Raw genomic sequence first — 26917 nt, 5'->3', positions numbered from 1 at the left:
AATTTGAAATATTCTTACAATATACATAGGTTGAATTAAGCAGGACTGCCGGACTGGTTCGGAAGAGGCTGCCCACGACAAAATCTAGCGCTCTGGAGTGAAAAAGAGATGGCCATCATGAAGAAAAGGCTGGGAGACCTGCTCGTAGAAAACGGAATTATCTCCCAGGAACAGCTTGAAGAAGCGCTGGTTGAACAGCGTAAATCCAAGCGCAAGCTGGGCGATCTGCTGATTACCCAGGGCTATATTACCGAGCAGCAGCTTATTGAGGTTCTTGAATTCCAGCTGGGAATTCCCCACGTCAGCCTGTTCAAATATCAGATAGACCCGGCGATTACCCAGATCATTCCTGAGAGCATGGCTAAACGTTATCAGGTGCTTCCGTTCATGAAGGAGGGCGGCAAGCTGATGGTGGCGATGGCAGATCCGCTTGATTATTTTGCTATCGAGGATCTGCGCATGAGCACCGGCTTCCGCATTGAGCCTGCGATTTCCAGCCGGGACGAGCTGACCCGGGCGATTGCCCGCCACTATGGCATGCGGGATTCGATGAGCCAGATGATGGTGGAGCTTCCGACCCAGGAAGAGATCGAAGAAACCGAAATCACCGATGAGGATTCGCCGATTGTGCGGCTAGTGAACCAGATGATCCAGCAGGCAGTATCGCTCAGAGCATCGGATATCCATGTGGACCCGGGTGAAAATAACCTGTCCATCCGCTTCCGGATCGACGGAACACTGCGTACAGAGCGGATTATCCCGAAGCAGATGCAGGGCTTCATTACAGCAAGACTCAAAATCATGGCCAAGCTTAACATTGCCGAGCGGCGCCTGCCGCAGGACGGCCGAATCAAGATGCAGTTTGATTACAAAATGGTCGACATCCGCGTATCCTCGCTGCCGACGATGCACGGTGAGAAGATTGTACTCCGGCTGCTCGATCTGAGCACCGGGGTGAAGACGGTTGACAGTCTGGGATTCAGTGACTGGAATGCCGGAGCTTTTCAGGACATGATCAGCAAGCCTTACGGCATTATCCTGATTACCGGACCTACGGGCAGCGGTAAATCCACTACCCTATACGCGGCTCTTAATCAGCTGAATACCGAAAGCGCCAATATCATTACTATTGAAGATCCCGTGGAGTACCAGCTTGAAGGAGTTAATCAGGTACACGTGAATCCGGCGATCGGCTTAACCTTTGCAGCCGGACTTCGCTCGATTCTCCGTCAGGACCCGAACATTGTTATGGTAGGGGAAATCCGCGATACCGATACTGCTGAAATTGCCGTAAGGGCCTCGCTTACCGGGCATCTGGTATTGTCCACGCTGCATACGAATGATGCGGTCAGTACGATTTTGCGTTTGCGGGATATGGGCGTCGAGCCCTATCTGATCGCTTCTTCTCTACTTGGAGTAGTAGCACAGCGGCTCGTCCGCAAAATCTGCCCGGATTGCCGGGAAGAGCATGCACCAACCGAGCAGGAGTCGATCATGCTGCGCCGTTACGGTCTGCCTGACCGGGTGATCTACCGGGGGCACGGCTGCGGCAGCTGTAATAACACGGGCTTCAGGGGCCGGGTTGCGATCCATGAGGTGTTGACCATTAACGATCATCTGCGCCAGATGATTACCGATTCCGCATCCGTCGAAGAGCTTCGGGCGGCCGGCAGAGCCCAAGGTATGGTGCATTTGATGGAGGATGGATTCCTTAAAGTCTCCAAAGGAATAACCACCCTGCAGGAGGTTATGCGCGAGACGGTTTCGCATTAGAGTTTAGGGGGAGACAAAAGTGCCAGCCTTTTCATGGGATATTATTCAATTGCTATATATGGCCTTTGCTTCCAAGGCCTCGGACTTGCATATTTCAGTAGGCTCTCCTCCAGTTATGCGGATTGACGGAAAGCTGCAGCCGCTGGAAGGGGAAAGAGTAAGCTCGGAAGAAGCTGCCTACATGGCCGATATGTTGCTGGGCAGCGAGAGAAGCATAGAGTTTCGCAATAGAGGGGAATTCGATTTCTCTTATCCGCTGGACGACGAAGTAAGGTACCGCGTGAATGTGTACCGGCAGCGTGGTGAGGTCAGTATTGCGGCACGGTCCATACCGGCTCAGATTCCGAGTATGGAGCAGCTTTCACTTCCAGGAGTACTGTCCAGCCTGGCAATGAAGCCTCAAGGACTGATTCTGGTAACAGGACCTACTGGCAGCGGGAAATCATCGACGCTTGCTGCGATGCTGAATTATATTAACCGGACGGCCAGCAAGCATATTGTTACGCTGGAAGATCCGATAGAATTTCTGCACAGCCACGGAACCTGTCTGATAGATCAGCGTGAGGTGGGCAGTGATACCGGAAGCTTTGCCAGTGGTCTAAGAGCGGTCCTCCGCCAGGACCCGGATGTCATTTTGGTTGGGGAAATGCGCGATCTGGAGACCATTTCCGCCGCTGTTACTGCTGCTGAAACTGGACATTTGGTCATGGCTACGCTGCATACAACCGATGCACCGCAGACGATTGACCGGATCATCGACACGTTTCCGGGGCATCAGCAGGGGCAGATCCGTTCGCAGCTGGCCTCAGTGCTTTTGGCGGTTCTTTCGCAGCGGCTGTTTCCCCGTGCTGGCGGAAAAGGCCGGTTGTGCTCTACCGAGCTGCTGATTAACACACCGGCAGTGGCTAACCTGATTCGGACCGAGAAGACCCATCAGATCAAAAATGTAATGCAGACCGGCCGGGCGCTCGGCATGCACACCCTGGAGATGAATATACGCGAGCAATTGCAGCTGGGGCTGATTCAGCCTGAGGCAGCCAGAGGTTACCTCACGGAGGTGAGCAGCTGATGCCGCAGTTTGAATACCAGGTTCGTACAAGTGCCGGGAAGCAGCTCAAAGGCAAGCTGACAGCCTCGGACAAAGGATCGGCGATGGAGGAGCTGCGCAAGCGGGGACTGACCGTATTTTCGTTGGTCGAACAGAAATCCTCTATTCTATCGATGGAAATCTATATTGGTAATCCGGTCAAAACGATTGATTTCATCATTTATTGCCGTCAGTTCGCTACCTTGATGCGTGCTGGTGTTTCGATAGTGGATGCTACACGAATTCTGGCAGAGCAGACCGAGAGTAAAGCGCTGAGCAAAGCGTTAAATGATGTGAACTCCAGCCTGCTGCGCGGTATCGCCTTATCACAGGCGATTCAGGATCACAAAAAGATTTTTCCGCCGCTGTTCATCAGTATGATCCGTGCCGGGGAAGAATCGGGTGATCTGGAGGGCACGCTTGAGCGGCTGGCGTTATATTTTGAGAAACGTCACGTCACCTCTGAGAAAATCAAATCAGCCCTGACTTATCCGGTTACGGTTGCTATAATGGCGGTCGCCGCTGTGGTGTACTTGCTGTGGGCGATCGTGCCGCAGTTTGTGACAATGTTCGAATCGATGGATGCCGAGCTTCCGGCGATAACCAAGCTGGTCCTGGCTCTTAGTAAGAGCATTCAGGGACAATGGTATTTCTGGCTCATTGCCATCATCCTGATTGTGGTTGGTTTTCAAATTGCAAAACGCACAGAGCAGGGTGCATACGCACTGGATTATGCCAAGCTCAAGATTCCTGTGTTCGGCAAGCTAAATCAAAAGGGCTCAATTGCCCAGTTCACACGTACCTTTGCATCCTTGTATGCCAGCTCGGTGCCTATTCTGCAGGCGTTGTCCATTTTGGAAGAGGTAGCTGGCAATAAGGTGATAGGCGGATATATTCGCAGTGCTGCCGATTCTCTCAGACAGGGAAAGCCGCTCTCGGAGCCGCTTAAGAAAGCATGGGTATTCCCGCCGCTGGTCACACAAATGATTGCAATTGGTGAGGAGACCGGAGCGCTTGATGAGATGCTCTCCAAGGTCGCTGACTTCTATGAGATGGATGTTGAAAACACAGTTGACCGTCTGAAGTCATTGCTAGAGCCATTGTTAATTGCATTTTTGGCTGGTGTAGTGGGTGTAATTGTAGCAGCGATTATGCTGCCGATGTTTAGCCTGTATGGCAACATGTGAGCCATGTGCTCCTTGCATAGATTGAGAGGGGTGACGCCAGGCAGGCGGACCGGGAGCACAAGCAGGCTCCAGAACCTGCTGGAATAGGATGAGTACATTGGATGACAGCAACAGGACAGCGAGGTTTTACACAGATAACGGAGTATCGGTCTTATTCAATAACATCAATTATGAGGGGGAAAAGAAATGTTGGCACAGGCGATTCGTAAAAAGCTGGGCAAGGCGGGTAAAGAGGAAAAAGGGTTCACACTGATTGAGTTATTGGCGGTTATTGTTATTTTGGGGATTATTGCGGTGATTGCAGTACCGTTGATAGGGAATGTTATTCAAAATTCTCGAGAAGATGGTGATATTGCCACAGCACGTCAGATTTATGATGCAGCGAGATTATATATTGTAGGTGAAGAAAACGGGAATTTTGAGGGTGCTGGAACCGTAGATATTATTGCAGAAATCCAAGCAGATGGTTATTTGGATACACCACTTAGTTTACCAAGTTCAAAAGCTGTCATTACTGCAGGTACTGTTACATTCGATGCCGACGGCAATCTATCTGGCATGTCTATTACTCCGGCTCCACAGGGGTCTACACCTGTTGCAAGTAGTACTGCTGGAACTTACACACCTGCTCAAATACTTAGCGTCGATATTGATAAATAAAACCTTATTACCCAAAGGAATCGGAATTCCCGATTCCTTTTTTAAAATCCAAAGAACAGGAACAACACCCCATGACCATTGTTATCGCGGTATACATCACGCTTGTCGGCCTGATCCTGGGCTCCTTCTATAATGTAGTGGCGCTGCGGGTGCCGGCGGGGGAGTCGCTGGTGCGGCCGCCGTCGCATTGCACCAGCTGCGGGACGCGGCTGACGGCGCGGGATTTGCTGCCGGTGGCGAGCTACGTATTGTCCCGGGGCAGGTGCCGGCACTGCGGGGCGAAGGTATCGCCGCTGTATATGCTGGGTGAAATGGCGACGGGGCTGTTATTTTTGTGGGTATACCTGCAGTTTGGTTTATCCGGCCAAGGCATTACCGGATTTGTCTTAGTTAGCCTCGCGGTAATCGTGACGGTGGCTGACCTGAAGTACATGCTGATCCCGAACAAGGTGCTGCTGTTTTTTCTGCCGCTACTACTGCTGCTAGTAGCCATTTTCCCGGAAGGGCCGCTGTGGTCCCATCTGCTGGGAGGCGCGGCAGGCGGCTTCATTATTCTGCTGCTGGCTCTGCTCGGGGGCATGGGTATGGGGGATGTGAAGCTGTTCGTGCTGCTGGGCTGGGTGGTCGGCTTTCCCAATGTCATTTTGGCTTTCCTGATCGCTTGCGCACTGGGGAGTATTGTCGGCGGGACGCTGATGCTGCTCGGCAAGGTGAAGCGCAGGCAACCCATCCCGTTTGGACCGTGGCTGGCTGCAGGCTCCCTGATTGCTTTCTCTTACGGTTCACATCTTATCAGCGGTTATCTCGCGCTCATCCGTTAGGAGGAACTTTATAGCATGTTTGGAATAGGCAACAAAGCAGCCGGTGTCTCCATTGAGCAGACTGGCATCCGTTATATCAGCTTCAAGAACAATCAAGGCAAGCAGGTCCACAAAAAAAGATTCATGCCGCTGCTCCCGGGAATGATCGTTGAGAATCAGGTGGCAGACAGAGAGGCGCTGCTGGACCGTCTGCGGCAATGGGTAAAGACAAAAGGGCTGCGCGGCAGTGCAGTTAGCCTGTCGATTCCGCCTTCACAGATGATTATCCGTAAAATGACGATTCCCAGCACGGTAGAAAAGCAGATCGACCAGCTGGTAAAGCTTGAGGTTGAGACCGGCCTGCATCTTCCCTTCGAGAATCCGGTGTACGATTACGTGGTCACCGGGCAGGAGGAGAATGAGAGCCAGCTGATTATTTTTGCCGCGCCGCGCAAGGTCGTTCAGGACTACGTAGATGTACTGGAAGATGCCGGCCTGAAAATCAAAAGCGTTGAGGTTTCGGCAACAGCTCTGGCCCGCAGCATCGTAGCAGGCTATGGACATGCCTTTAACGAGACGATGCTGATTCATCTGGAGCAATCGCTGCTCGATATTTATATGTTCCGGGGCGGTAATCCGGTGTTTATGCGGACGATTAATCTGGTGGACCTGGCACAGCCTCAGTCGATCCCCTTTAATTTAAGCAAAGAGCTGCCTTCGGCAGCAGAGGCGGAGGCAGAAGCTGCTGCATCTTCTGCCTCTCAGCATCACTTGTCTGCTGAGCAGATCGTGGAGATTACAGCAGAAATATCACGCATGCTGAGCTTTTACCAGTACAGCCTGCACGACGGCTCCACACGGATTACGGAGCTGCTGATTACAGGCGCACCAGATATGCGCAGCCAATTACAGCAGGAGCTGCAGGCTGCGCTGCCGGAGCTGGCAATCGCTCCGATTGCCGTTGACCAGTTCGCGGCCGGCGTACGGCCGGACAACAGCCTCAATGATTACCGGGTAGCTGCCGGAGCCGCGCTGCGTGATCCTAAGCTGCGCAGTATTAATCTGCTGCCGCGTGAGGACCGTGAGACCATTGTATTCCCTTATGTTGCAGTGACGCTTGCCGCCGTCTGGGTGCTTGGCGTAATCGGGACCGGTATTTTATATACTTCAGTGCGCGGGGAGTACGCCGATCAGAGCACCCTGATTCAGGCAGCTCAGGATCAGAATGCTAACCTGCAGCTTGAACTGGCCGGCCTGAACAGCAGCGGAGCCGGAAGCGGCAGCTTTGACCGGTCGGCAATTATTGAAGCCTTGTCAGCCAGCCGGGTAAATGCTGCTGCCTTGCTGAATGAATTGAAGTCGAAGCTGCCGTATGCTGCTGTAATCCGTGAGATCAGCTATTCCTTCCGCGGGGATCTGCTGCTGACTGTGAATTTCACAGATATGGAGCACAGCGGAGTGTATCTGACTGCACTGCGGGGAATGCCGTTTGCGCGTGAAGCGGTCATTGAGAAATTATCCGAAGGCTCCTCCGGAGCAGTGGCCGGCGGCCTCTCTAATCTTATCAATTATTCGGCGGTATACCGTGTAAGTACTGCACCTGAGGCTGCGGATCAGCAAGCGGCAGAGGCACAGGCTACTGCGGAAGGAGGAGCGGACAACAGTGGAACAAATTAATAAATACCGCTCACCGATCGTTTTGGGTATGCTGATCCTGTTTCTGATCCTGTTTGCCTTTTATATGCTGGGGATTCGCCCGGTAAGCAGTGATATTGCGCTACAGAGCAGCGAGCTTTCCCTGCTGGAACGGGAAGGATCGGCGCTCCAGAGCAAAATCAATGAACTCAAGGGCGCCGGAGACAGCCTGAGCGCAGACGAAGAGACTGCACTGGACGCTATTCCGCAAGGTGACGGAAGCGAAGCGCTGATCAATGAGCTGAAGGCGATCGGCGACAGCTCTCATGCCAGGCTGAAGGACATCGGCTTTTCGCTGACGGGTACAAGTACGGCTGGAACGTGGACTGGTTCAGCAGCTGCTTCTGCAGCCGGACTGCAGGAGATCAAGATGACGGCTATTGTTGAAGGCGGTTATGCCGAGATACACGAATGGCTGAAGCAGCTGAACAAGATGCCGAGACTAATCACGGTGGATTCCTTTGCATTCCAGCAGCCGTATGAATTTCCGACCGCGCAGAATCCGGGCAGCATCCTGACGGCAAATGTGGCCTTTACGGCTTATTACGAGGCTGAAGCCGCAGAGTAATCAGTGAATAATTAAGGTTGTTACATGTACTAATCAGACTTCGTCTTCCCTAACCGGGGAGGCGGAGTTTTTTTGTGCGCCGTAAAGCGGTAAATCCGTTTTCAGCCGGCAGCAGATTGGGTATTTTAGCTTACAGGCTATCGTAAGTTATAAAGTATCCTTTACAGCAACAGAAGCAGTTACGTTCTACCTGAATAAGCAGAACAAGATGAATAAGGAGGCGTTGGTATGAAAAAGAAATGGTTGATCGGTTCGCTGGCACTTTCGCTCGGTCTGGTATCGGCGGGAAGCGGGGCACTGGCGGCTTCGCCGGCAACAGGGAATGCGGGAGTAAGGACAGTAGCGGCATCTTTGCCGGGCAAAGAGGGTCCCGCTACCATTAACAACCTGACAGAGCGAAGCATCATTCCGCTGCTGGTCCATGCCAAGAAGCTGTATACCTATGCCAGCGGTGCAGGCAATACCTTCGGGGCTGAGAAGTTTACCTACAACGGACTCGAGTACCGCTATCTTTCCAGTGACCTCGGAACCAAGCAGCAGCTGATGAATTATATAAAAAGAGGCTTTACGCATAACGCCGCAGCTTTTTATACACAGACGCAATTTCTTGAAATGAAGGGGCGCATGGCCCAGGTTAACGCAGATGTAGGCAATCATCTTCAGTTCGATAAAGCTATCGCCAAGATGGTTTCCAAAACAGCAACTACAGCAGTATTTGAGCTTAGCGTGCCTCAGGAGAGCGGGCAGGGGGATAATGCCGGGGTTGTAGTCAAGCTGAAAAAGGTGAACGGTTACTGGAGAATTGACATGTCACCGGATACCTTGTTCTAAGACAAGCTGAAGGAACCGTAAAGATGTTCTTCAGCTGCTTCGCCCCAAAGGGCGGCCAGATTTCATTCTGGCCGCCCTTTGCGGTAAAGAGTAGAATGGTGCCGTCCGGGAGCACATGGCAGGTCATTCCTGGCTGCGCACACCATCCTCCACGAGCGGCTTCTTTACAGGCTCGGGCTGGACCGCCTTGCTCATGCCGCCCCGGTTGATGGCGATTACCTGCTTCTGTGCCGGATAAGTATCGCGGGAGAGCTGTTTCTTTTCCGCTGCCTTACCGTCAATATAACGTATAATATAGGTTTCTACTACATAACCGATCTTGCCGCTCTGGATAACCCGTGTGCCCCCGCGGGGCAGCGAGGAGTCACTGACGTACCGGGCCGCGGGCTGCAGGATTTCAACGGTCTGGGACTGTACGGTATAGTAGACGTTTTTGGGAAATGTGCCGAACAGCTTCACCGTCAGGGTTCTGCCCTGAACCGCAGCCTTGATAATCAGGTATTTGCCGGTGTTGTTGCGGAAACGGAAGTTGATGTAGCCCTGGGCAAATGTGGCATCCTGCCCCTTCGGCAGATAGCTGACCGGCAGCGAATGGTTACGCCGCTCTACAATTTCCAGACCCGCTCTGAGCGCCGCATTGTAGAGCGTGCTGGACACCTGGCAGATGCCGCCGCCGGTGCCGGGCTGCAGCTTGCCGTTCACAATAACAGGTGCTTCGCGCAGCCCGGATTCACGCTGGGCTTTTTCAATCGCCTTGCCGTAATCAAAAACAGCGTCTGGCGGCAGGATTGTGCCGTTCACAGCTTTGGCTGCGGCCTCCACGTTGAACGTGCGTCCGGGGCCGCTTAAGCCAAGGGAGGTGCTGAACTGGGTGATTTTCCGTTCGATGCCCTGATCCTTCAGCACCTTTAATGTTATAGCCGGCTCTTTAACGGTCAAGGGCACCTCCAGGGTAATGCGCTTTGCCTGCAAAGCCTCCCGCTCAGCGGGCTGAACCGGCAGCGCTGCCCGCAGGGCGAGCTCAAGCCCGTACCAGTCCACCTCGTAGGAGGTGGTCTCCGCCGTGTAAACCACCCGGTCATCTTCGGTAATACGCCGGGTAGCGTCTACCGGTGTACCGAAGGATTCTCTTTCCCATGCAGGGCTAAGGCTTGACTGCAGCTGTTCCAAATCCAGATGGATACCGAGCTCCCAGCTGCGGGCAAAGCTGCGGCGGGCCTGTGCCCGGTCCAGCATCCTCCCTTCCGTTAAGCTCTTTAGCCCTTGAAGAAAAGCTCCGGCTTCATAAGCGACACCAGCCTGCTTCAGGGTGACGGTCAGCTCGGTGTTGTCGCCTGCCTTAAGTACCAGGGGGATAGCTTCAAGCGCTTCAAGCCGGGCGGCAAGCTCGCTGCGGACCCCGGCAGCCTCATGTCCGCCGATATCCCAGCCGGTCAGCCGGGTCCCCTTCGGGATGGTATGCTGCCCTCCATATAAATGAAGCCCGCCGGCCAGCAGTGAAGCGGCCAGCAGCAGTGAGATGGCTGCGGTGAGGACGATATGTGCTTTTTTCATTAGATAGTCTCCTTCGAAAGCGGCAGATTTGCGTGCAGGGAGCAGCGCAGGCCGGGATAATAAGCTTACTGATCGCCATTTCCAGCCGATATATAAAGGTGGGAAGGGGACCAGGCAGGATTTTTTTACAGAAAGCTCGAATGTATTACAAATGAATGGCAGCCTCTCTATCAGGGGGCCTGTTTCATGTATATGAGCCGTACCGGGAAAACTTTCGGGTACTCAAACGGTTACAGATTTGTTACAATAGTTACGTCTGTGGGATTCGGGCAGTTAATGGAAGCTTCTGCGGTTTGGTGTCGAACCTGACGGCCGGCCGGCGGAATATGACAAAATCGGGAAGTGATAACTTTTGATTGAAATGCAGGATGTATGGAAGACGTACCCCAACGGGACTAATGCTCTCCAGGGGATATCCGTCAAGATTGACCGCAATGAATTCGTGTATGTCGTCGGACCGTCCGGCGCAGGGAAATCAACTTTCATGAAATTAATTTATAGAGAAGAAACACCAACCAAGGGCCAGATTTCGGTAGGCGGGTTCAATATCGGCAAGCTCAAGCCGCGTAAAATTCCTTATGTAAGACGCAACATCGGCGTAGTGTTCCAGGATTTCCGGCTGCTGCCGAAGCTGACGGCGTATGAGAATGTCGCTTTTGCGATGGAGGTTATTGAGGCCCCTAAGAAAATTATGAAGAAGCGCGTCAATGAGGTGCTTGATCTGGTGGGACTGCGCAGCAAGGCGAACCGGGAGCCGTCCCAGCTCTCAGGCGGAGAGCAGCAGCGGATTGCGATTGCCCGGGCCATCGTCAACAATCCGTCGGTTATCATTGCAGATGAGCCTACCGGTAACCTGGATCCTGAGACCTCCTGGGGCATCATGCAGCTGCTGGACGAAATTAATTTCCGCGGCACTACGATTGTAATGGCTACCCATAACAGGGATATTGTCAATAAAATGCGCAAACGGGTACTGGCGATCGAGAACGGCAACATTGTCAGAGACCAGGTGAGAGGGGAATACGGTTATGAGTTTTAAAACCTTCTTGCGCCACATGCGGGAAGGCTTCAAAAATGTATTCCGCAACGGCTGGATGTCGGTGGCTTCCATCACATCTATTGTCGTCTCCCTATTCGTGCTCGGTGTCTTTATTCTGCTTGTACTCAATGTGAACTCCATCGCCGACAAGGCGGACAGCCAGGTGCAGATCAATGTGCATCTGACGCTTAACACAGATCAGAAGATGCGTGAAACGCTGCAGAACGAAATCGGCAGCATGCCGGAAGTAAGCAAGGTAGAGTTCGTATCCAAGGAGCAGGGGCTGATCGAGTTCCGCGAGGATATGGGGCCGGATGCAGCCGAGCTGCTGGAAGGCTTTGACGAAGAGAATAACCCGCTGCCGGACAAGCTGCTGGTCGAGGTGATTGAACCGACTACAGTCCCGTTTGTAGCAGATAAGATAGAAGCACTAAACACAAAGCATGAAGAGCAGCCGATATATAAAGTGAACTACGGTAAAGGCTCGGTTGAGACACTGTTTAAGATTACGCGCGCTGTGCGCAATATAGGCTTTATTTTTGTGGCAGGCCTGGCTCTGATGTCCATGTTCCTGATTTCCAATACGATCCGGGTAACCATTCTCGCCCGCCGCAAGGAGATCGGCATTATGAAGCTGGTCGGGGCAACGAATGCGTTTATCCGCTGGCCGTTTTTTGTGGAGGGGGCGCTGATCGGACTGATCGGCTCACTTGTGACCTCGGGTGTTCTCTTTATCGGCTACAGCAGTCTGATACGTTCTGTACAGGGGGATCCGATGCTGGGGCTGCAGCTGATTCCTTTTGAAGAAATCTGGCTGCTCATGTGCGGGCTGCTTGTAGGGCTTGGCATGCTGATCGGGATCTGGGGAAGTACCGTATCAATCCGCAAGTTTTTGAAGGTGTAAGCACAATTTCTGACGTGAAATGACATTATAAATACGGAGTAAAAGGATGGGGAGTGCGAGTTGAAGAAGAAGATTGCCGCCGGACTAGCCGTAGCACTGCTGGCTGTCACTTTTTTAGGACCCTCTGACGGATATGCCAAAAAGACAACAGTCGCAGAAATAGATCAGCAGCTGAAGAAGCTGCAGCAAGAGGTGCAGGCGGCTAAGGCCGCACAGGACAAGGCGGCTTCCCGTACTCAGGAGGCACAGCACTACAAGAACAAAACCACCCAGAATCTCGAGTATGTGCTGGCACAGATCGAGCAGGTAAAGGGTGAAATGACGACCATTTCCGGCAAAATCGCCAGCACAGAGGAGTCGCTCAACGTGACTGCAGCCGAGCTGAGTGATGCGGAGGACCGGATTGCTTCGCGTGAAAAGCTGCTGGAATCCCGTGTCCGGCTGATGTATACCGATGGTGCTGTTTCTTATCTTGATGTGCTGCTGTCATCGACCAGCTTCTCCGATTTTCTGGACCGGGCGGATTCGCTCAAAATGATCGTGGATCAGGACCAGGATCTGCTGGAGCAGCACAAGCTCGACAAGGAGACAGTGGTATCCAAGAAGATAGAACTGGAGGGACAGTATGCCAATGCAAAGCAGCTGTATACCCAGCTTGAGGATCAGCGCAGTGTCTTGAAAGAAAAGGAAGAAGAGAAGCAGGAGCTTATCGCTCATTATGATGAAGAAATTCTGGTGTCCGGGGAAATTTCCGAAGAGCAGGAAGCTAAGCTGGTTCAGCTGGCCAGTGAGCGTTCCGCGCTGGAGACACAGAAGGATAAGCTGAAGGCAGAGGAAGCGGCACGTAAAGCGGCTGCAGCCAAAGCAGAGGCGGCACGCCGAGCGGCAGCCGCAGCGGCCAAAGCGAAGGCCAGGTCAACAAGCAATGTCAGCAGCGCAAGCTCCTCCTCAGAGTTTTCCGGCAGCGGCGGACCGTTCCTGATGCCTGTAGGCTCGGCGCGGATCTCGTCGGGCTACGGCAAGCGGACCCATCCGGTAACCGGTGAAGTCGGCAAAATGCACACCGGTGTAGACTTTGCAGTTCCGCAGGGAACCAGCATCCATGCCGCTGAATCCGGCACCGTGCTTGTTTCGGAATGGTGGAGCGGCTACGGATATACAGTCATTATTGACCATGGCGGCGGTGTGTGGACACTTTACGGACATATCCGTGAGGGCGGCCTCAGGGTTTCAGCCGGGGACCAGGTTAGCAGAGGTCAGGTTATTGCCGAATCTGGCTCAACCGGGCGCTCTACAGGCCCGCATCTTCACTTTGAGGTACGGGTAGACGGTAAGACTGTTAATCCGATGCCGTATCTGTAGATCTGGCTGCTGAAATACAAATAAAGACAACGGCAATAAATATTAATACGCGCTGCGGCATATACTGGAAGAGATACCGTCCTTTCCGGACGGATGCGGGCCTTTAGTAGATGGACAGAAGGGACGGTGGGAACATCATGTTAAAGAAAAGCACGGCGGTCTTTATGATCGTCGCTGCGCTGCTCTGCGGCAGCCTGTTAACCCTTGGCGTGACCGGTTATGTGCAGGTTGTCGGACAAGCTGCGGGTGAAGGCGTAGCGGCTGTACTGCAGACGAACAGCGGCCTGCAGGATAAGGAGTCCCAGAAGCTGGGCACCGCACTAAGCCTGATAGAAGATAACTACTACGATACAGTAGACCGGAACAAGCTGATCGACGGTGCGGTCAACGGTATGATGGAAGCACTGGGCGATCCTTATTCCAATTATATGGGCAAGGAAACAGCAGAGAAGTTTGAAGAGAGCATTGAAGGCTCCTTCTCGGGTATCGGCGCAGAGGTATCCTCGGATAACGGCAAGGTTGTTGTTGTCTCGCCGATCAAGGGAGCGCCGGCTGAAAAGGCCGGAATTCAGGCTAAGGATGTCATTCTGTCGGTCAACGGCGAAACGCTGGAGGGCCTTGAGCTGAATGATGCCGTCGCCAAAATCCGCGGACCGAAGGGCAGCAAGGCAACGCTCAAGGTACAGCGTACCGGATCAGCAGAGCCGCTGGAATTCGTGATTACCCGCGATGATGTGAAGCTTGAAACCGTCTATGCCACCATGGAGAAGGACGGCGTTGGCGTTATTGAGGTAACCCAGTTCTCGATGAATACCGCCGAGCGGTTTAAGGAAGAGCTGAACAACCTCGAGAAGAAGGGCATGAAGGGGCTTGTCATCGATGTCCGTAACGATCCGGGCGGTGTACTGCAGCGGGTTATTGAGATGGCAGAGCAGTTCGTCCCGGCAGGCAAAACGATTGTTCAAGTGGAAAATAAGGATAAATCGCGCGAGGTCAGCACCTCCAAAGGGTCAAGCAAGGCTTATCCGGTGGTTGTGCTGATGAATAAGGGAAGCGCCAGCGCATCGGAGATCCTGGCAGGAGCGCTGCAGCAGTCGGCCGGGGCCAAGCTGATCGGGGAGCATTCCTTCGGTAAGGGCACCGTGCAGACCAGCTTCGAGAAGGAGCTTGGAGACGGCAGCCTGCTCAAGATCACGATTGCCAAATGGCTGACGCCGGACGGCACCTGGGTTCACGGCAAGGGTATTGAGCCTGATATCACAGTGGCCCAGCCGGATTACTTCTCGGTAGCACCGATTAATAAGAGTGCTACCCTGCAATACAATATGAACAGCTCGGATATCAAAAGTGCGCAGACCATGCTGGAAGGCCTGGGCTACAAGCCGGGGCGTAAGGACGGATATTTTGACGCCGCAACTAAAGATGCGGTGAAGAAATTCCAGAGCGCCTCCAAGCTGCAGGCAACCGGCATCATTGATGCCAAAACCGCTGAAGCATTGGAGCTGGCCCTGATCAAGGTCATTCAGGACCCGGCAAATGACAACCAGCGTAACCGGGGAATTGAAGAGGTGCGGAAGGAAATCCAGAAAGCCGCGTCGAACAAGTAAGAAGGCTGAATTCAGCCTTCTTTTTTTTGAGTCTTGTGTAGAAGGAGTGTGACGACAGTTTGAATGATATGCTAGAACTGCTTACAAGCTTGGGCACAGCGGTCATACATCTGCTGATTCAGCCTTATTACTATATTGCCATTCTCTTCATTGCCCTGTACTATCGCAGACAGGTGGCGCTGGAGCGCAAGCTGATTCATGTGAAGCAGCACGGCTGGGGTTCAGAAACATGGCGGACGGTATGGAGCGGGCTTGTCATGGGTCTGGCAGTGTCAGCCGCAGCTGTCGCGCTCGGTATTTCACTGCCTGCGGATGCTGTTGTCTGCATCTGGATTGTCAGCCTGATTCTCATGTTGTTCCGCGTGCGTTATTTAACCTTTGGCTACTCCGTTGGAGTATTAGGTATTATACAGTTCATAATTTCGTTCTTCCCGGATGCGCTTCAGGACGGCACCGCCGGGCGGCTGGTTACGGCGGTGCGCGGAATGGACATCCCGGCACTGCTCGTGCTGGCCGGGCTGCTGCATCTCGCCGAAGCGCTGCTCGCGCGCTGGCAGGGCGCGCGTCTGGCGACGCCGCTCTTCCTGGAGGGCAAGCGCGGCAAGGTCGTCGGCGGCTACCAGCTGGAGGCCTTCTGGCCGCTGCCGCTGTTCCTGCTGGTTCCCTCTGCTGCGGGAACCGCTGACCTGCCCTGGCAGCCGCTGCTTGGCGGCGGGCTTGGACTCGTATCGCTGCCGGTTATCATCGGCTTCAGCGGGACAACCTACAGCCTGCTGCCTGCACGCAAGGCAGCCCGCACCGCAGGCCGGCTGCTGGCGTACAGCATCGTCCTGCTGGGCGTGAGCCTGCTCGCCGCCGCCTGGAGCCCGCTCACGCTGGTTGCGGCGCTGCTTGCGCTGCTCCTGCACGAAGGCCTGAACTGGTACAGCGCACTCGAGGAGCGCAGCACAAGTCCGAGCTTCGTGCATCCGCCGGCCGGCCGCAAGGTGCTGGCCGTCCTGCCGGGCAGTCCGGCGGAGGAGCTGGGCATCCTGCCGGGTGAAGTGCTGCTGAAGGTCAACGGGGTCCTGTTGACCGAGGCGGCGCAGCTGCATGACGCGCTGCGCATGAACCCGGCTTACTGCAAGCTGGAGGTGCAGAACCGGGAAGGGGAGAGCAAATACCTGCAGCGTCCGATCTACGACGGCGATCATCACCAGCTCGGCATGATTCTCGTGCCGGAGCCGGATGAAGCCGTAACAGCCGGGGCGAAGCCGACCAGCATCTTCGGCATCATCGGCATGAGGACGGGTACCCGTACCCGCCGCAAGGGCCTGGCTTCGGCCGGACTGAACCGGACCAAGGCCGCCGACGGCCAGCCGCCCGCCGGATCTGAGCGGCCGCGCCCGCCTGAGACCGCGAATGCGGAGACACTGGATGCCTAAGCGGGCCGTCCGGATTCCCTGTTCTGGAAGCGATACAATCCACTGATAATAAAGGCCAGCTCCCCGTTATAGCTGCGGGGGCTGGCCTTTTTAATTACAGAAGTGATTGCCAGTAGAAGCGAAGGGGCGGGTGGCCTGATATATGAATATCTATTGGTGACCAGGCTGAATTTTTCCGGAGGTCTTGGGAGGCCACCGGAGGGAATTAGACCGGCTAACGGACCTGAGAGGCGTTATTCTCCCCTGTAGAGTTGCTCTCCCATTCTAACGGACCGTAGCGCCCTTATTTTGTCCAAAATAGCTTTTTTCCGTTGAATTCACATATATAACGGCGCTGGAGTCCGTTAGCATGAACAACAGCTGGTTATAGCGTATATAACGGCATCTGTGTCCGTTAGAACCGAAGGGGACGGCCAATAGACCATGCTCCTTACATTAGTAGTTACTCATTCATCATCAATCACACCATGCGCCTTACCCTAGCCTTTACTTCTGTACCATTAAGCCCGCACCATCTGCCTCACACAGATAGTCATCAAGCACACCCGTGCACCTGCCCTGGCATCTGCTCCATCCAAGGCTACCCGTGCGCCCTCTCCTGTATGTGCAGGCTTGATGGCGGCTTAAGCTGTCGCCAGGGCATGCTTTCTCCGCAGTCCTCCCGTTACCCCCGGCAGTCCTTCAAATAAAATATCGCAATCTGCGTACGGTCACGCAGACTGAGCTTGCTAAGGATGTCGGTGATGTAGTTTTTCACGGTGCCTTCGCTCAGGAACAGCCTAGCAGCGATCTCTTTGTTGGTCAGACCTTCCGCAATCGCAGTGACTATGCCCTGCTCGGCCTTAGTCAGGCCGTAAGATTCAAGGGAGGTGTCCTGTGCAGGAGCCGGCCTGGCTGCTGCTGGCTGAAGAAAGCCGGCCATTTTCCGGGCGATATCGGGATGGATCAGCATGTTGCCCTGGTGAACGGTTTTGATGCCCTGGATAATCCGGTCCGGCGGAATATTCTTCAGCAGATACCCGCTGGCCCCGCTCCGCAGTGCTTCGATAATGTATTCATCATCGTCAAAGGTGGTCAGCATCAGTACAGACACATGGGGATAAGCCTCCTTAATCCGGCGTGTGCCCTCGACCCCGTCGCAGACCGGCATCCGGATATCCATCAGCACCACATCAGCAGCCTGCGGCAGCTCCTGCAGCAGCGTGAGCGCTTTGCCGCCATCGCCCGCACAGCCCGCGACTTCAATCTCCGCATCCAGACCGACCAGCACCTTGAGACTCTCGCGGATAAAAGGGTCATCATCAACAATTACAACTCTAATCATACAGAAGGCTCACCTCGTCTTACTGATATTATGTAGCTTTAGAAATGGAACCTATAGTTTTTCCCATCATATACTGCTGCTGCCGAAAGGTCTGGACTCCTGTACCGCGCGCTCACTTGAGCTCCCCGTGCCGGTATACCGGCAGTCTCGTAATCACAGTGAACGGTGCCTCCGTGCGCAGCTCCAGCGTTCCTCCGACCAGGCCGGTACGTTCGGTCATCCCCTTTAGACCCATCCCGCCGCCGGCACGAAGCCGGTACAGCTTATCCCCCTCCGGCAGCAGGCCGTTATTGCCGGCCTCCATGATAATCTCACGGTCACTATAATGCACAGTGATCCACACGGAAGTGGCCTTCCCGTGCCGCAGGGCATTGGTTATGGCTTCCCGGGCGTTTTTGTATAGTACGACCTGTACGCTCGGGTACAGCGGATAGACATATCCGTGTACCTGGTACGAGGTTTCGATTCCTGTATCCCGTCCAGTCTCCTCAAGCAGCCGGTCCAGAGCGTAGGCCCCCTCAAGCTGGGGTGTATAATTCACCTGTCTCAGGGCAGTCCGCATATTATCCATACTGGCAGCCAGCTGGTCGCGGATCTGGCCCATCATCTCCATTCCGGTATCGGGTGAGCCGGGCAGGGTGTGGATGGCAGCCTCGACCATCATTTTGACCCGGATCAGCCGGTGGCCGATATCATCATGCAGCTGCCGTGAGATCCGTACCCGCTCCTCTGCCTGGGCCGCGTTCTCCACCTGGGCGTTGAACTGCAGCAGCCGGTTGCGGGTCTCGTCGAGCTCGAAGTGCCTTTTGCGCAGCTCGTCATACAGAAACAGTGTGTCCTCGCGGCCCCGCCCGGCATGCAGCAGCAGCCTATCCAGCGCGGCTGCGAGCAGAAAGGTAAGATTGATGCAGATCAGCTCAGAAGCACCTGAGCCCGAAAAAGCAATATTCAGAGCGCCCAGATGCAGGGCGGCCAGCAGGACTGGTACGGAGCCGGGCAGCAGCCTGGAATAGCAGAGCAGTGCGGAAATAGCAGGAAAAAGCATCAGCAGCCCGTATTCCCGGCACATCCAGGCACTGTACAGCAGCTCAAGAATTACAGCCAGCACAGGCAATCTCCCCGGCAGCCGGGTACCGGCAGCTGCCAGCAGCAGCTGCAGAAGGAAAAAGAAGGTGAACAGGCCATAGTCAGAATAATCATATACATACACTGTGAGCACAGCCGGAATTAACAGCAGGCTGAAGCGGATGATCTGCAGCTCTCTGGTCAAGGTATTCATCCTTTGTATCATAATAGAAGGCCGTTAAAGTCTATATTCATCTTAGCATATCCGGCTGTACGTACAGGAGATGACTTTAGTCACCACCAGCTCATGACTTAGCGTACCTCCCGCAGAGCTTCCTGTGCGCTACAATGATAACCATAGAAGCAACAGGAAGAGGAGAGATTAGCGGATGGCTCTTGCAGTGCTCAGGGATGTTGTTAAAAGGTATGATCAGAAGCTGACGGTGGACCATGTCAATTTCAGGATTGAGGAAGGGGAAATCTTCGGGCTGCTCGGGCCGAACGGAGCGGGGAAAAGCACTACCATCAGCATGATCTGCGGCCTGCTTAAATGTGATTCCGGTGAAATCATGATCGACGGGTTATCAGTAAAGGAACAGACGCTCGAGGTTAAGAAGCGGATCGGGCTTGTTCCCCAGGACCTGGCATTATACGGAAATCTGTCTGCGGCGGAGAATGTACGTTTTTTCGGCAAGTTGTACGGGCTGCGGGGCAATCTGCTGAAGGAGCGGACAGAGGAGGCGCTTGCTTTTACCGGATTAAGCGACCGGGCCAGGGAGAAGCCGGCTACCTTCTCGGGAGGGATGAAGCGGCGTCTGAATATCGCATGTGCGATTATGCACCGCCCGAAGCTGATTATTATGGATGAGCCGACGGTCGGCATCGATCCGCAATCGCGCAATCATATTCTGGAGTCGGTCAAGACACTGAACAAGCTCGGCTCGACAATTATATATACAAGTCATTACATGGAGGAGGTTGCGGCGATCTGTGACCGGGTAGCGATTATGGATAAAGGCCATATCATTGCCTGCGGTACGGAGAAGGAGCTGCGCGACCGGGTGGCCCATGAAGAAAAAATCGTAATAAATGCAGCCAACATAACCCCCGCCCTGCTCAGCGAGCTGGGCAGACATCCGCGGATTAGCCGCGTGGAGTCCATCCAGGATGCTGTTGAGCTGTACCTGCCGTCCTCACAGAGCGAGCTGCAGGATATCCTGTTTATTTTTGCCAAGCATGAGGGGATTATTGTATCTCTGCATATTGATGAGCCGGATCTGGAGACGTTGTTCCTCAGCCTGACCGGGCGGACCCTCAGGGACTGAGAAAGGAGCTACGAGCTGAAATGAACATCTGGACGATTATGACAAATGAGCTGCGCAGGCTGCTGCGTTCACGCACCTGGATGCTGAATATGATTCTGCTGCCGATTGTGCTGATTTTCCTGCTGGGGGCCTCCTTATCCGGAGTGGTCGGGACAGAGAGCCCGGAGACGGTGAATCCGGTGAAGGTTGCTATTGTGAACGCTGCAGGGCAGGCTCCGGCGCATTCCGCCATGCTGGCGGCTTTTGTGAAATCGGATGAGGTTAAGGACTTCATCATTCCTGTAGAGGTGAAGGACCGTGCGGAAGCCGAAAGCGGGCTGCGTACAGGCAAATACGGGTATGCCGTCATTGTGCCGCAGGGGTTTGACAGTGATATCCAGAGCGGCGTCCGGGCGGAGCTGGAATTCATTCTTGGTAAAAACTACAGCGGCAACACTACGGCCGGTGCTGTGTTCGACAGCTTTCTCAGCGAAATCAACTACAAGCAGGCGGCTGCACTGACGCTGGGACCTGCAGCGCTGGCTGCAGTCCAGCCGGTATTGACTGATCAGCCTGCAGTGCAGCTCGGCAATCTTAATAACGGCGGAAAGGATTACACAGCCTCACAATTTTACGCGGCGTCCATGCTGCTGATGTTTCTTTTGTACAGCGGACTTACGGTTACGGGGTCTCTGTTCAGCGAAAGGGAAAGCCATACGTTGTTCCGGATCAATTCGATGCCGGTCAAAGGCTCACAGCTGTTCATCGGCAAAATGCTCGGGGTCGGCCTTCTTACGGGAGTGCAGTGTGCGGCCATTATTATTTTTACCGATGTGCTGTTCGGCGTGTACTGGGGCAACCGCCCGTGGCTGCTGATGGTGTTCTGCCTGCTGATGATTATCGCCTCGATGATGCTTTCGATTCTTGCCTGCATGTTAAGCCAGACAAGTGCAACGGCCACAAGTATTGTGAACGTCCTGACGGTAGCGATGACCTTCATGAGCGGAGGCATGCTGCCTCTGCCGGATTCCTGGGTGAACAGTGTTGGAGCTTTTACAGTTAACCATTGGGAGCTGCAGGCGATTATTAAAATGATGCTGCATTCAGGATTTGAGCAGCTGCTGCCCAACCTGCTGGTGATGTCAGCGATATGTCTTGTGCTGATCAGCGGAGTGGTCTTCACATACCGGAAGGTGGGTTACCGATGAGTACTATCTGGACAATCGGCTGGAATATGGTCAAACGGACCATTGGCTCCCGTAAAGGGCTGCTGCTGCATATTTTTCTGCCCGGCATCGTAATTGCCGGCATTATTTTCATCACAGGAGGCTTCGACAGCAGCGCTCCTGCCACCTTGCTCTATACGAATCTGGATAACGGTGCGGGAGGCCGTCATCTGCTTGCCGAGCTGAAGAGCTCGGGGGAATACAAGCTGACTGAACGCCCTGATGAACAGGCGGTGAAGGAAAGTGTCATTGGCCAGCAGGGCGTTGCCGGTCTGCTCATTCCGCAGGATTACACATCACAGCTGCTGGAGGGCAGACAGCCTCAGCTGACTATATACGAGCTGAAAATTTCAGAGGATTCGGTGCTGCTGAAGCTGAAAACCGAGGCCATTGCCGGGCAGATGCTTGTGACAGCTGATATGGTGAAGGGGGCAGGCTCCGTTGATCCGGCAGTGCAGTATGCCGCTATATTGCAGCAGGCAGAGCAGCACAATGTATCAAGTGTAAGGACAGATTACGACCTGTACCCGAGGCAGACACTGGGAGTTATTACCGGAATGACCCTAATGTTCCTGATGGGTCTGGTTACAAGCTCAGTCAATCAGATTACGGATGACCGCAGAGGCCGGACCATGATGAGGATGTTCAGTGCACCGGTACGCGCCTATGAAATCACACTGGGTAATTTCATAGGCAGCTTTCTGGTCGGCATCATCCAGATCGCCGTCGTCCTGGTTCTTGGCAAGTGGGTACTGCGCTATGATTATGAAGTTCCGATGCTGCTGTACTTCCTGGTGCTGTCTGCCTTCATGCTTGTCTCCATGGGCATTGCCGCCACGGTTGCCGGCCTGATCCGCAATCCGCGGAATGCCGGCATGCTGAATGCGCTCATTCTTACACCGACCTGCATGCTGGGCGGCTGCTTCTGGCCGTTATCCATCATGCCTGATTACATGCAGAAGGCTGCCAATTTCACGCCGCAGAAATGGGCGATCCAGGCAGTTGACATCGCTGCTACAGGCGGCAGCTGGAATGAGCTGTGGCTGCCCTTTGCCGTACTCGGCCTGATGGCGGCAATTCTGCTGGCGCTCGGCTCGGCAACGCTGCGTCCGAACGAGGCGGGAGTCAGCGCCTAAACGCCAAACTCTGCCATCCGGCTAATTGTGATTGCGCCTGCCGGGGGCTTACGTTATACTAATACAATATTGTTCAACCGAATATCTGTTTTACAAGGAGGAGCCTGTCACCAAGGGCTCCTCTTTGTCTTTTTTCGGCAACAGGAGATGATTTTAAGCGGGGGGATGGAAATGGAATTTATTCTGGTATTAGTGCTTATTTTGTTGTTTACGAAGCTGGCGGGGGCGTTATCTGTGAAAATGGGTCAGCCCGCTGTACTCGGCAAGCTGCTGATCGGGATTGTCCTCGGTCCGGCGGTGCTCGGCTGGGTGCAGGACAGTGATTTTATCCACTATATGTCGGAGATCGGTGTGCTGCTGCTGATGTTCATCGCGGGTCTTGAGACGGATCTGGCCCAGCTGAAGCGCAACTGGAAATCTGCTTTTGCGGTGGCGGTGGGCGGTATTCTGCTGCCTTTTCTCGGAGGAATGGCTGTCGGGGAATGGTTTGGCTTCGACCAGCATCATGCGCTGTTTCTTGGGGCGCTGCTGAGCGCGACCTCGGTCAGTATCTCGGTGCAGGTGCTGCAGGAGATGAACAAGCTGAATTCACCGGAGGGTACGACGATTCTGGGCGCTGCTGTGGTGGATGATATTCTGGTGGTCATTCTGCTGGCGCTGCTGATGAGCTTTTTCGGGACAGGAGAGTCTGTTTCCATCAGTCTGCTCATTGGCAAGAAGGTATTGTTCTTCGCCGTTGCTATCCTCGCAGGCTGGCTGCTGGTTCCACGGCTGATGAAGGGGTCCGCCCCGCTGAAGGTGACAGAGGCTACGGTTACGGCCGCGCTGGTTATTTGCTTCGGATTTGCTTACTTTGCAGAGAGGATGGGAATGGCCGGTATTATTGGCGCTTTTGCCGCAGGAATTGCCGTCGGGCAGACTCCGTTCAGGCATACAGTAGAAACTAAGGTTGCACCTGTAGCTTATTCGCTGTTCGTCCCGGTTTTCTTTGTGAGCATCGGGCTTAGCGTAACCTTTGACGGTGCAGGCAGTCAGGTCCCGTTCATGATTGTCCTGGTTATCGTCTCGGTGCTGGCGAAGCTGCTGGGCGGCGGACTGGGGGCGCGGCTTACCGGCTTCAGCACCCGTTCATCGGTTATTATCGGCACCGGAATGATTTCCCGGGGAGAGGTCGCCCTCATCATTGCGTCCACCGGACTTGCCAGCGGACTGCTGCTGCCGGAATATTTTACAGCGGTCATTATTGTAGTCATTGCTACTACACTGGTCACGCCTCCGCTCCTGAAGGCTGTCTTCCGTGAACCGGTCCGGCGCCTGGTGAAGAAAGGCTGAGAAGGCCCGGCTGTACAATATCTATCTTTGAAGGAGCTGCTGTATTTCCGGAGATCGGCCAGGGAACGGAAGGAAGCGGGGAAGAAGGCGGAAGCAGCATTGTAAAGACGGGCTGATTGTGAATCGTATTTTGGAGATGACTCAGACCACCTAGACCCAGGTAAGTATTTCAGTTATAAAGACAGAGGCAGTGCGGAGATTCCGCACTGCCTCTGTTAGTTTCCGTTAGAGTTCTGCCGTAGTAAAAAGATCAGCGAGGAGCCATGCCGCTAATTGCCCGTGCTCTCATAACGTGACAGCCCGAAGCGGAAGATACCGTAAGCCGCAGCCATGCTTCCCAGTGCGGCTACCGGAGCCAGCATCCACCAGCCGGACCAGCCGCTTTTGCCGAAGATATAGGTGGCAGGGTAGAAGCTGATAAAAGCATACGGCAGCACGGTAGAGACGAACAAGCGGATCGCCTGCGGAAACAGGGACAGCGGATACTTGGCCAGATCGGCCAAATTATGGACCATCAGCGGAAAGGCATTTCCGGCATTCTTGATCCAGAAAGCAGCTGAATTGGCAGCCAGATTAATGGATACACGGATAATTACCGCCGTAATCAGGAGAAGAAGAAGGATGAGGAATTTTCCCGGAGTCCAGTGCACATTTCCGCGGACCAGCGACTGCCAGATGATGACTCCGCCGATCAGCAGGTTGCCCAGGCCGTTGATCCCGATTCCTGTGCAGAAGACCTGCAGCACCACAGGCACCGGCCGCAGCAGGTAGCGGTCCATTTCACCCAGATTAACGAGCCGGCTCATCCGCCAGGTTCCTTCAAAGAACAGCGAGCCGACGCCTTCCGTCACAAAAATCATCGCATACATAAACGTTACTTCCCAGAACTGCCAGCCGTTGATATCGGGAATCCGGTCATAAATGACCCAGAGGAAGACAAAGCCGAGCACCTGGGTTAACGCAGCGGAACACATTAATATGTAGAAATCCTTATTATATTCCAGAATAGCTTTGAGCTGCTGCACGTACAGCCGCCTGTACAGATAGAACATCCTTGATACCCGCACCTGTTCTCACTCCTTTCATCTTAACCGCCATGAATGGTTACCTGGCGGACTGCCCAGTTCCACATGGCTTTGCCGGCGAACCAGAGGGCGATTCCCCAAAACGCCTGCAAAGCAATCAGCTTCAGACTCTCGGCGGTGCCGGTCTGCTGCAGAAAGATCATCGTCGGCGTATGAATGATGCTCTGAAAGGGAAGCCATAAAGCCAGACGCTCCAGCCAGTCCGGGAAAAAGGCCAGCGGCACAAGTGCACCGGACAGCAGGTTGGTAACGGCAATCCGCGTCCAGACGATGCCCATCGAGCCGGTCGACCAGAAGCAGAGCAGTGCCGCCAGATACACCACACCGAACTTAACCAGGATGGCGCCGAGCAGGCTTAAGAGAAACAGCACATAGACAAGCGGTGAATGCGGCAGGGTAATTCCGGACAGAAAGGAGGCAAATATCGTCAGCAGAACCGCGCTCATACCGCCTTCCAGCAGACTGGCCCCCAGCGTCTCCGAAAAGCGGGCGCTCTGGAAGTCCAGCGGCTTAAGCAGATCCATCGCTACGCTTCCGTCCAGGATTTTGCCGGAGATGGAGGTCTCAGAGTACCAGGAGAGCACGGAGTTGGCCAGAAAGGTCACGAGCAAATAGGTCTTCATTTGATCCCAGGTGTATCCGCCGACCTCGCTGCGGCCGCTGTATATGCCCTGCCACAAAAAGTAGATCGCCAGCAGGTTCACGGTGTTAGCCAAAAAGCCGATCACGTAGGAGGTCCGGTACGCCAGCACATTTTGCAGAGAGCGGTTTGCGATGCTTCTATATTTTTTTAGTGGAATAGCAGACATGGCTGTGAGTTCCTCCTTCCTTATTGGGCTTGCTGATTGAGGTCGAGATTACCGTCATATACAGCCTTGATAACCTGCTCAATGTTGGCATCCTCCATCCGGAAGTCAATGACCTCGCCATGGCGCATCACCCGGCTGACCACATCGCTGGCGGTATATTCATACCGGTCAAAGGCAACAGAGAATTCCTGATCATTCTGCAGTGTAAACCTGATTCCGGGAGACCGGTTCAGCTCTGCGAACAGCTCCGGCAGCGGCGAGCCAACCTGAAAGAAAATAACCCGGCTGCGGGCAAACCGCGACTTCACCTCACTCAGGCTGCCGTCATAAATAATCCTGCCGTGGTCGATGATAATCAGCCGTTTGCACAGATCCTCAATATCGCCGAGATCGTGGGTGGTCAGCATGACGGTGGTCTGCTGCTCCTGGTTAATTTTTTTGATGAATTCACGGATTTTCTGCTTTACGGACACATCAAGCCCGATCGTCGGCTCGTCGAGATAGACAATGGGCGGGTTATGTAAGAGGGCCGCGGCCAGATCGGCGCGCATGCGCTGCCCCAGCGAGAGCTTCCGGGCGGATAAGTGAATGAATTCATTCATGCCCAGCAGTTCAATAAACTGCTCCAGATTATTCCGGTATACCGGATCAGGGATCTGATAAATATCCTTAAGCAGCGAAAAGGATTCGACAATCGGGATGTCCCACCACAGCTGGGTGCGCTGTCCGAAGACAGCGCCGATCCCGGCGGCGTTCTCCATTCTTTTTTTATACGGATTGAGACCGTTTACAGAAATGCTGCCCCCGGACGGCTTCAGGATGCCGCTCAGCATCTTGATTGTTGTGGACTTACCGGCACCGTTCGGCCCCACATAGGCGACAGTTTCACCGGTTTCGATACTGAGATCCAGCGGATGGACAGCCACTTTTGTAATGTTTTTGGGAACAATCAGGTGCTTGAGCGCCCCCTTCAGACCGGGCTCCTTCACCGCCTGCACAAAGGACTTGGTCAACCCCCTGGCTTCTATAATACCCAAGGCTATTCCTCCCCTACTCTTAATGATTGTGATCGTTAGACAAAAGCCATGTTCAAATATAGCACTTGGCTCGTGTCGAAAACTGGCGGAATAGCATAGCAGCTAAAA

23 protein-coding genes are annotated in these 26917 nt (G+C 54.1%); 17 read left to right on the top strand and 6 right to left on the bottom strand.

What is annotated here, in order from left to right; all coding sequences use genetic code 11:
• Nucleotides 1-108 precede the first annotated feature (108 nt).
• The 8 genes from R70723_RS29030 to R70723_RS32425 all read left to right on the top strand — a co-directional run bounded on the left by R70723_RS29030 (nucleotide 109) and on the right by R70723_RS32425 (nucleotide 8601).
• Nucleotides 109-1773, top strand: a complete 1665-nt coding sequence (locus tag R70723_RS29030) for a GspE/PulE family protein (RefSeq protein WP_039877515.1) — start codon at nucleotides 109-111, stop codon at nucleotides 1771-1773.
• Nucleotides 1774-1792: 19 nt separating this feature from the next.
• Nucleotides 1793-2842, top strand: a complete 1050-nt coding sequence (locus R70723_RS29025) for a type IV pilus twitching motility protein PilT (protein ID WP_076418446.1) — start codon at nucleotides 1793-1795, stop codon at nucleotides 2840-2842.
• A complete protein-coding gene (locus tag R70723_RS29020; protein ID WP_039877514.1) occupies nucleotides 2842-4047 on the top strand; it encodes a type II secretion system F family protein in 1206 nt (401 codons plus the stop codon). The genes R70723_RS29025 and R70723_RS29020 overlap by 1 nt, the downstream gene beginning before the upstream one ends.
• 186 nt (nucleotides 4048-4233) lie before the next feature.
• Nucleotides 4234-4707, top strand: coding sequence for a type II secretion system protein (locus tag R70723_RS29015; RefSeq protein WP_039877513.1), 474 nt, complete (start codon nucleotides 4234-4236; stop codon nucleotides 4705-4707).
• 71 nt (nucleotides 4708-4778) lie between these two features.
• A complete protein-coding gene (locus R70723_RS29010; protein ID WP_039877512.1) occupies nucleotides 4779-5528 on the top strand; it encodes a prepilin peptidase in 750 nt (249 codons plus the stop codon).
• 15 nt (nucleotides 5529-5543) lie between these two features.
• Nucleotides 5544-7184, top strand: a complete 1641-nt coding sequence (gene pilM / locus R70723_RS29005) for a pilus assembly protein PilM (RefSeq protein WP_039877510.1) — start codon at nucleotides 5544-5546, stop codon at nucleotides 7182-7184.
• On the top strand, nucleotides 7171-7770 hold the full coding sequence (locus R70723_RS29000; protein WP_039877509.1) for a hypothetical protein: 600 nt from the start codon (nucleotides 7171-7173) through the stop codon (nucleotides 7768-7770). The genes pilM and R70723_RS29000 overlap by 14 nt, the downstream gene beginning before the upstream one ends.
• Nucleotides 7771-7998: 228 nt before the next feature.
• Complete coding sequence (locus R70723_RS32425) at nucleotides 7999-8601, top strand: DL-endopeptidase inhibitor IseA family protein (protein WP_052421505.1); 603 nt, start codon at nucleotides 7999-8001, stop codon at nucleotides 8599-8601.
• A gap of 123 nt (nucleotides 8602-8724) precedes the next feature.
• On the opposite strand, the gene R70723_RS28990 is transcribed toward R70723_RS32425, so the two are convergent.
• The gene (locus tag R70723_RS28990) at nucleotides 8725-10155 is read right to left on the bottom strand and encodes a VanW family protein (RefSeq protein ID WP_039877507.1); all 1431 of its coding nucleotides are present in this window, start codon (nucleotides 10153-10155) and stop codon (nucleotides 8725-8727) included.
• A gap of 352 nt (nucleotides 10156-10507) precedes the next feature.
• Between R70723_RS28990 and ftsE the strand changes: the two genes are divergently transcribed.
• The 5 genes from ftsE (at nucleotide 10508) to R70723_RS28965 (ending at nucleotide 16491) form a co-directional block, all read left to right on the top strand.
• Entirely contained in the window at nucleotides 10508-11194 is a 687-nt protein-coding gene (gene ftsE / locus R70723_RS28985) for a cell division ATP-binding protein FtsE (RefSeq protein WP_039877506.1), read from the top strand.
• Nucleotides 11184-12098 (top strand): permease-like cell division protein FtsX, encoded by a 915-nt coding sequence (gene ftsX, locus R70723_RS28980; RefSeq protein WP_039877505.1) that lies wholly within the window; start codon nucleotides 11184-11186, stop codon nucleotides 12096-12098. The genes ftsE and ftsX overlap by 11 nt, the downstream gene beginning before the upstream one ends.
• 60 nt (nucleotides 12099-12158) lie before the next feature.
• Complete coding sequence (locus R70723_RS28975; RefSeq protein ID WP_039877504.1) at nucleotides 12159-13460, top strand: murein hydrolase activator EnvC family protein; 1302 nt, start codon at nucleotides 12159-12161, stop codon at nucleotides 13458-13460.
• Nucleotides 13461-13597: 137 nt separating this feature from the next.
• Nucleotides 13598-15067, top strand: a complete 1470-nt coding sequence (locus tag R70723_RS28970) for a S41 family peptidase (protein ID WP_039877502.1) — start codon at nucleotides 13598-13600, stop codon at nucleotides 15065-15067.
• 59 nt (nucleotides 15068-15126) lie between these two features.
• Complete coding sequence (locus tag R70723_RS28965) at nucleotides 15127-16491, top strand: PDZ domain-containing protein (RefSeq protein WP_372238255.1); 1365 nt, start codon at nucleotides 15127-15129, stop codon at nucleotides 16489-16491.
• A gap of 664 nt (nucleotides 16492-17155) precedes the next feature.
• Here the strand turns inward: R70723_RS28965 and R70723_RS28960 are convergent.
• Both R70723_RS28960 and R70723_RS31745 read right to left on the bottom strand, forming a co-directional pair.
• Nucleotides 17156-17815 (bottom strand): response regulator transcription factor, encoded by a 660-nt coding sequence (locus R70723_RS28960; protein ID WP_039877500.1) that lies wholly within the window; start codon nucleotides 17813-17815, stop codon nucleotides 17156-17158.
• A 112-nt stretch (nucleotides 17816-17927) separates the two neighbouring features.
• Complete coding sequence (locus R70723_RS31745) at nucleotides 17928-19085, bottom strand: sensor histidine kinase (RefSeq protein WP_052421504.1); 1158 nt, start codon at nucleotides 19083-19085, stop codon at nucleotides 17928-17930.
• Nucleotides 19086-19269: 184 nt separating this feature from the next.
• Here R70723_RS31745 and R70723_RS28950 point away from each other — a divergent pair, with 184 nt between their 5' ends.
• From R70723_RS28950 to R70723_RS28935, 4 genes are all read left to right on the top strand, one after another.
• Nucleotides 19270-20205, top strand: a complete 936-nt coding sequence (locus R70723_RS28950; protein WP_039877499.1) for an ABC transporter ATP-binding protein — start codon at nucleotides 19270-19272, stop codon at nucleotides 20203-20205.
• A gap of 20 nt (nucleotides 20206-20225) precedes the next feature.
• Nucleotides 20226-21392: an ABC transporter permease gene (locus R70723_RS28945; protein ID WP_039877497.1), complete on the top strand. Its 1167-nt coding sequence runs from the start codon at nucleotides 20226-20228 to the stop codon at nucleotides 21390-21392.
• Complete coding sequence (locus R70723_RS28940; RefSeq protein ID WP_039877496.1) at nucleotides 21389-22546, top strand: ABC transporter permease; 1158 nt, start codon at nucleotides 21389-21391, stop codon at nucleotides 22544-22546. Before R70723_RS28945 ends, R70723_RS28940 begins: the two co-directional genes overlap by 4 nt.
• A gap of 171 nt (nucleotides 22547-22717) precedes the next feature.
• Nucleotides 22718-23878 carry a cation:proton antiporter gene (locus R70723_RS28935; RefSeq protein WP_039879404.1) on the top strand — a complete coding sequence of 387 codons (1161 nt, stop codon included), beginning with the start codon at nucleotides 22718-22720 and terminating at the stop codon, nucleotides 23876-23878.
• A gap of 269 nt (nucleotides 23879-24147) precedes the next feature.
• On the opposite strand, the gene R70723_RS28930 is transcribed toward R70723_RS28935, so the two are convergent.
• From R70723_RS28930 to R70723_RS28920, 3 genes are read right to left on the bottom strand one after another with little or no spacing between them, the layout of a single operon-like run.
• On the bottom strand, nucleotides 24148-24945 hold the full coding sequence (locus tag R70723_RS28930) for an ABC transporter permease (protein WP_052421503.1): 798 nt from the start codon (nucleotides 24943-24945) through the stop codon (nucleotides 24148-24150).
• A gap of 20 nt (nucleotides 24946-24965) precedes the next feature.
• On the bottom strand, nucleotides 24966-25772 hold the full coding sequence (locus tag R70723_RS28925) for an ABC transporter permease (protein ID WP_039877495.1): 807 nt from the start codon (nucleotides 25770-25772) through the stop codon (nucleotides 24966-24968).
• 20 nt (nucleotides 25773-25792) lie between these two features.
• The gene (locus R70723_RS28920) at nucleotides 25793-26809 is read right to left on the bottom strand and encodes an ABC transporter ATP-binding protein (protein ID WP_039877494.1); all 1017 of its coding nucleotides are present in this window, start codon (nucleotides 26807-26809) and stop codon (nucleotides 25793-25795) included.
• Between the last annotated feature and the right edge of the window lie 108 nt (nucleotides 26810-26917).

The sequence above is a fragment of the Paenibacillus sp. FSL R7-0273 genome (genome assembly GCF_000758625.1).
Taxonomy (GTDB): Bacteria; Bacillota; Bacilli; order Paenibacillales; family Paenibacillaceae; genus Paenibacillus_AQ.
Note: the sequence above shows the minus strand (reverse complement) of the source record. Positions and strands in the feature narration are given on the sequence as shown.

Excerpts from the sequence above, each read along its gene's own strand:
- R70723_RS28925 (WP_039877495.1), bottom strand. The coding sequence starts at position 25,772 with ATGTCTGCTATTCCACTAAAAAAATATAGAAGCATCGCAAACCGCTCT.
- R70723_RS28950 (WP_039877499.1), top strand. The coding sequence starts at position 19,270 with ATGGCTCTTGCAGTGCTCAGGGATGTTGTTAAAAGGTATGATCAGAAG.
- R70723_RS29010 (WP_039877512.1), top strand. The coding sequence starts at position 4,779 with ATGACCATTGTTATCGCGGTATACATCACGCTTGTCGGCCTGATCCTG.
- R70723_RS28940 (WP_039877496.1), top strand. The coding sequence starts at position 21,389 with ATGAGTACTATCTGGACAATCGGCTGGAATATGGTCAAACGGACCATT.
- R70723_RS28970 (WP_039877502.1), top strand. The coding sequence starts at position 13,598 with ATGTTAAAGAAAAGCACGGCGGTCTTTATGATCGTCGCTGCGCTGCTC.
- R70723_RS29015 (WP_039877513.1), top strand. The coding sequence starts at position 4,234 with ATGTTGGCACAGGCGATTCGTAAAAAGCTGGGCAAGGCGGGTAAAGAG.
- R70723_RS28960 (WP_039877500.1), bottom strand. The coding sequence starts at position 17,815 with ATGATTAGAGTTGTAATTGTTGATGATGACCCTTTTATCCGCGAGAGT.
- R70723_RS29020 (WP_039877514.1), top strand. The coding sequence starts at position 2,842 with ATGCCGCAGTTTGAATACCAGGTTCGTACAAGTGCCGGGAAGCAGCTC.
- ftsX (WP_039877505.1), top strand. The coding sequence starts at position 11,184 with ATGAGTTTTAAAACCTTCTTGCGCCACATGCGGGAAGGCTTCAAAAAT.
- R70723_RS29030 (WP_039877515.1), top strand. The coding sequence starts at position 109 with ATGGCCATCATGAAGAAAAGGCTGGGAGACCTGCTCGTAGAAAACGGA.
- pilM (WP_039877510.1), top strand. The coding sequence starts at position 5,544 with ATGTTTGGAATAGGCAACAAAGCAGCCGGTGTCTCCATTGAGCAGACT.
- R70723_RS32425 (WP_052421505.1), top strand. The coding sequence starts at position 7,999 with ATGAAAAAGAAATGGTTGATCGGTTCGCTGGCACTTTCGCTCGGTCTG.
- R70723_RS28935 (WP_039879404.1), top strand. The coding sequence starts at position 22,718 with ATGGAATTTATTCTGGTATTAGTGCTTATTTTGTTGTTTACGAAGCTG.
- R70723_RS28990 (WP_039877507.1), bottom strand. The coding sequence starts at position 10,155 with ATGAAAAAAGCACATATCGTCCTCACCGCAGCCATCTCACTGCTGCTG.
- R70723_RS28945 (WP_039877497.1), top strand. The coding sequence starts at position 20,226 with ATGAACATCTGGACGATTATGACAAATGAGCTGCGCAGGCTGCTGCGT.